Genomic DNA, 2,591 nt, shown 5'->3' with positions numbered 1-2,591 from the left:
ATAAAAATTGACGTTTCACGTTGTTTGTTTCGTTCAGTTTTCAAAGAACTACTTGGTCGCTCATTTGCGACTCCCTTATGTTAACATCTTCGTTTTTCGATGTCAACTAAGTTTTTCAATTTCTTTTTTGTCGTTTTCTGCGTTTCCGCATCAGCGACGGTTATTAATATATCATGCAGAAAAATGAAATGCAACACCTTTTATAAACTTTTTTCAAATTAACTACATTTCTTTTTTAATATCATATACTTAAACGAAATATCTCTTTCATTTCTAAGAGATTCCTACATATATTCTATATAAAGTCACTCTATCCAAAAACGTTTCTTTCTATAATAAACGTTTTATTTATATACGATACCATACAAGGAGGAATATATATGGACTATACCGATTTATTAATCAAACTAGGTCTCTCGGCTATTTTAGGGTTCGCCATCGGTTTAGAGCGCGAATTAAAACGTAAACCACTTGGTTTAAAAACGTGTTTAGTTATTTCTATCATTAGTTGCCTCCTGACCATTGTTTCTATTAAAGCAGCTTACAATTTACCACATACTGATCATATGAATATGGACCCACTTCGACTTGCCGCTCAAATTGTATCAGGGATTGGTTTTTTAGGTGCCGGTGTTATTTTACGTAGAGGAAACGATAGTATTGCCGGGTTAACAACTGCTGCTATGATTTGGGGCGCATCTGGTATTGGTATTGCTGTTGGAGCTGGGTTCTATATCGAAGCGATTTTTGGAATGTGTTTCCTTATGATTAGCGTTGAACTTATACCATTAACAATGAAATTTGTAGGACCTAGATCATTTCGTCAACGTGATATCGCAGTAAAACTTGTTGTGCGAAAGATGGACAATATCCCAGTTGTAATTGAGGAAATAAAAGAAATGGATATAAAAGTTAAGAATATGAAGCTTAAAACGTTAGAAAATGGTTCTCACTATTTACATCTTAAATTATGTATCGATCAAAAAAGACATACTGCTGATGTTTACTATGCTCTCCAGCATCTCGAAAGTGTTCAACAAACTGAAGTGGAAAGTATGTAACGTAAAACAAACTCTCTTTTAAATTAGAGAGTTTTTCTTTTTTCTATAATGGCAACAATGAATGTAGTCCTGCAAAGTAAGGAGGAATAGGCAATTGAAATCCCGTCCGAATTTAGTAGATACATTTCGTGATTCCATTATTTTTCGTTTAATTTGCTTTATTGTTATACTTACTGCTTTTTCCGGCTTTCTTATACATAGATTAGAACCATCACACTTTACCACATGGTTTGATGGAATTTGGTGGTCAATCGTTACAATTTTCACTGTTGGCTATGGTGACTTTGCCCCTCATACACTAATCGGGAAACTTATCGGTATGAGTATTATTTTATTAGGAACTGGATTTTGTTCTTATTATATGGTGCTGTTTGCTACTGAAATGATTAATAAACAATATATGAAAGTTAAAGGAGAAGAAGCTGCGACTTCTAACGGTCATATGATTATTGTCGGCTGGAATGAACGAGCAAAACATGTTGTAAAACAAATGCACGTACTACAACCAAACCTTGATATCGTTTTAATTGATGAAACACTTTCTTTACTGCCAAAACCATTTCATCATTTAGAATTTATAAAGGGGTGCCCCCATCACGACCAAACGTTATTAAAAGCTAATATTACAACGGCACACACCATATTAATAACAGCCGATAAAGAAAAAAATGAAAGCTTAGCGGATACACAGTCCATTTTAAATATTTTAACTGCAAAAGGGCTCAACCCAAACATTCACTGCATCGCTGAACTTCTTACTTCTGAACAAATACAAAATGCAACGAGAGCTGGCGTGTCAGAAATTATAGAAGGAAATAAATTAACGAGCTATGTATTTACCGCTTCTCTTTTATTCCCTTCCATTTCAGGTGTACTATTTTCACTTTACGACGAAATCTCTGATAATAAATTACAACTGATGGAGCTTCCTATGTCCTGCACCGGACAAACTTTTGCCAATTGTAGCTATACTCTTTTAAAGCAAAACATTCTCTTACTAGGTATAAAGCGCGACGAACAATATATGATTAATCCAGTTCATTCCTTTGTTCTCATTGAAAGCGACATACTCATTGTTATTCACCATTAGTAAAATGACGCTCTAATTCTTGCATGAGCACTTTCCCAATATTGATATATTTTCTTTTCACATCTCCATCTGGATCTTTCGGCTCAGCAAATTGATCCATTCCACTCGTTCCAGCTGTTAAAGTATTTACATGATCATCTAGTTCGTCTTGATATACGTGCGAAAGAATATACGGCGTTCCAAGACGAACTATTACGCCTGGTACATCTAGTTCTCCATCAACAGCTGTAAATGGCACTCGTAAAAATTGATAGCCGTCTTCTTCATCGATTTTATAATCAAAGCATCCTTTATCATAATCCCAATTGCCACCAATGCTATATCCGAGTGGCTTCATTATTTCTTCTAACTTATATAACGCATATGTACGTCCTTCTAAATTTGAATGAATCGGAATCAAGTCCATCCCTCCTAGACTTTTTCTTTAGCATACCCACTCT

The 2,591-nt window shown here is 34.9% G+C and carries 3 protein-coding genes; 2 read left to right on the top strand and 1 reads right to left on the bottom strand.

The window, feature by feature from the left end:
- Nucleotides 1-380 precede the first annotated feature (380 nt).
- Nucleotides 381-1,061, top strand: coding sequence for an MgtC/SapB family protein (locus tag BAQ46_RS16960; RefSeq protein ID WP_000386678.1), 681 nt, complete (start codon nucleotides 381-383; stop codon nucleotides 1,059-1,061).
- A 94-nt stretch (nucleotides 1,062-1,155) separates the two neighbouring features.
- Entirely contained in the window at nucleotides 1,156-2,151 is a 996-nt protein-coding gene (locus tag BAQ46_RS16955) for a potassium channel family protein (protein WP_000842331.1), read from the top strand.
- On the opposite strand, the gene BAQ46_RS16950 is transcribed toward BAQ46_RS16955, so the two are convergent.
- Entirely contained in the window at nucleotides 2,138-2,551 is a 414-nt protein-coding gene (locus BAQ46_RS16950) for a YugN-like family protein (protein ID WP_000612286.1), read from the bottom strand. The two genes, BAQ46_RS16955 and BAQ46_RS16950, sit on opposite strands and share 14 nt — an antisense overlap.
- Between the last annotated feature and the right edge of the window lie 40 nt (nucleotides 2,552-2,591).

The sequence above is a fragment of the Bacillus paranthracis genome (assembly GCF_001883995.1).
Taxonomy (GTDB): domain Bacteria; phylum Bacillota; class Bacilli; order Bacillales; family Bacillaceae_G; genus Bacillus_A; species Bacillus_A paranthracis.
Note: the sequence above shows the minus strand (reverse complement) of the source record. Positions and strands in the feature narration are given on the sequence as shown.

What these genes read in the sequence shown, in the direction of transcription:
- BAQ46_RS16960 (WP_000386678.1), top strand. Translation starts at nt 381, where the DNA reads ATGGACTATACCGATTTATTAATCAAACTAGGTCTCTCGGCTATTTTA.